This window comes from Mesorhizobium sp. M2A.F.Ca.ET.037.01.1.1 (genome assembly GCF_003998075.1).
Taxonomy (GTDB): Bacteria; Pseudomonadota; Alphaproteobacteria; order Rhizobiales; family Rhizobiaceae; genus Mesorhizobium.
Map to the genome: position 1 here is coordinate 1 of NZ_RZSA01001135.1, position 1932 is coordinate 1932.

Annotated in this window: 3 protein-coding genes; 2 read left to right on the forward strand and 1 reads right to left on the reverse strand. The window is 63.3% G+C overall.

All coding sequences use genetic code 11. The annotated features are described in order from the left end of the window. Positions 1 to 184: 184 nt before the first annotated feature. Positions 185 to 766 (reverse strand): TetR/AcrR family transcriptional regulator, encoded by a 582-nt coding sequence (locus EOA27_RS34290; RefSeq protein ID WP_126078646.1) that lies wholly within the window; start codon positions 764 to 766, stop codon positions 185 to 187. Between the two features lie 172 nt (positions 767 to 938). On the opposite strand from EOA27_RS34290, the gene EOA27_RS34295 reads away from it, so the two are divergent. Together EOA27_RS34295 and EOA27_RS34300 are read left to right on the forward strand one after the other, a co-directional pair. Beyond that, positions 939 to 1253, forward strand: a complete 315-nt coding sequence (locus EOA27_RS34295) for a hypothetical protein (protein ID WP_245467175.1) — start codon at positions 939 to 941, stop codon at positions 1251 to 1253. Next, the coding region (locus EOA27_RS34300; RefSeq protein WP_189562253.1) for an efflux RND transporter permease subunit at positions 1247 to 1932 on the forward strand (686 nt) is incomplete at its 3' end. The genes EOA27_RS34295 and EOA27_RS34300, both read left to right, overlap by 7 nt.

Here is a 1932-nt window from a genome sequence, read left to right on the forward strand (position 1 = left end):
ATCCACTGCCAAGGCGGCCTGAGGCCCCAAGAGCGAGGCAAAATAACCCGCCAAAGCGGCCAGAGCGCCTTTCAAAAAACGCCCATCCGCCTCGTGCGCTAAATATCGACTCCCATGCAAAACCCTCCTCGGGGAGAAGGTGGCCGCGAAGCGGCCGGATGAGGGGGAGTCCGTAAGCCCCGAGTCAGCGCGCCCGGAATGAAGCGATCAGGCTTTCGGCCATGCGCACGAATTGCGCGCTCGGGCCTTCGGCGCCGACGCTCTGCATCGAGACGCGGGCGCCTTCGAGCAGCAGCGACAGCGTGTCGGCAAGCAGTTCGGCCTGGCCGATGCCGGCATCGCGGCAAAGCGCTACCAGCTTCTCGCGCTGGGCTTCCTTCAGTTCCTTGATGACGCGCCTGGCCGGGTGGTCGGCCTCGGTGAGCTCGACGGCGGCATTGGCCATGTCGCAGCCGCGGCTGTCGGCGCTGAGCAGTTCCGAAGCCTTCTGGACCCAGGCATGCAACTGGGCGAGCTTGTCGCCGGGATGCTGGGCCTCGAACTCGTCCCAGATCCTTGAAGCCTTCGCCGCCGTGGCGCGCAGGCATTCAACGACCAGCTCGTCCTTGGACTCGAAATGGCGGTAAAGCGTCATCTTGTTGGTGCCGGCAGCCTCGGTGATGGCGTCGACGCCAACGCCCTTGATGCCGTGCTTGTGGAACATGTCCTGCGCCGTCTCCAGGATCCGATCCCGGGGACGGGAACGCTCCGCGACGCCGTCACTCATGATGATCTCCTTTCGTCGTTTCCAAAAAAACCGTCGCCACCTCTTGACTAGGGTGTTACCGGTCTGTAACTTTTAGATGTTACTTACTGGTAACACCTATATCACTCCCCGTCAAACGACAAGGCCCTCCGATAGCCTGCCAGAGTGAGATAGGACGAAAAAGCAGCCTGTCATGCGGCTTCGGCCGGTGAAAAAGAGAAAAGCGGTCCGTGATCAATCGATGCGGACCGAGCAAGGAGCCGCTCCTATGCAAAAGCGCAAAGACCTGACGATCGACGAAGCCGTCCGGGATCCGATGATCCGGCTGGTGATGAAGGCGGACGGAATCGACCCCAAAGCCTTCGAACGGATGCTGCGCCAGCGCGCGGCGAAACAGGCGCCGGATGATGAAATCCTGCCTTCCTTCCTGCAGGATTCCGGTTCCGGCCGGACCCGGCGCCTGCGTCATTTCGCAAAGCCCTTCGTCGAGGCATGCGCATCATGGTAAACTTCTTCGTCCACCGCCCGATCTTCGCGTCCGCGATCGCCATCATCATGGTGCTCGCCGGCGCGATCGCCTATTTCCTGCTGCCGGTCTCGCAGTTCCCCGACATCACGCCGCCGCAGGTCGTGGTCAGCGCCCACTATCCGGGCGCCAGCGCGCAGGTCGTGGCCGATACGGTCACCACGCCGCTCGAGCAGCAGATCAACGGCGTGCAGGGCATGACCTACATGTCGTCGACGAGCTCAAATGACGGCTCGTCCACCATCACCATCACCTTCGACGTCGGCTATCCGCTGAGCACGGCGGCCGTCGACGTGCAGAATCGCGTCAGCCAAGCGGCGTCCTCCCTGCCGGCAATCGTGAACCAGGGCGGCGTGACGATCAAGAAGCAGAACCCCAATTTCGTGCTGATCGTCGACCTCACCTCGCCGGACGGCTCGGTCGATCCCGTGGCGCTGAGCAACCTTGCCTATCTGCAGGTGGTCGATCCGCTGAAGCGCCTGCCGGGCGTCGGCGACGTGCAGATCTTCGGCGAGCGCCGCTATTCGATGCGCGTCTGGCTCGACCCAGACAAGCTCGCCAATCTCGGTATCACCGCCGTCGACGTCCAGAACGCCATCGCCGAGCAGAACGTGCAGGTCGCGGCCGGCAAGATCGGCCAGTCGCCGGCGCCGGCCGGCAC

What these genes read in the sequence shown, in the direction of transcription:
- EOA27_RS34295 (WP_245467175.1), top strand. Translation starts at nt 939, where the DNA reads ATGCGGCTTCGGCCGGTGAAAAAGAGAAAAGCGGTCCGTGATCAATCG.
- EOA27_RS34290 (WP_126078646.1), bottom strand. Translation starts at nt 766, where the DNA reads ATGAGTGACGGCGTCGCGGAGCGTTCCCGTCCCCGGGATCGGATCCTG.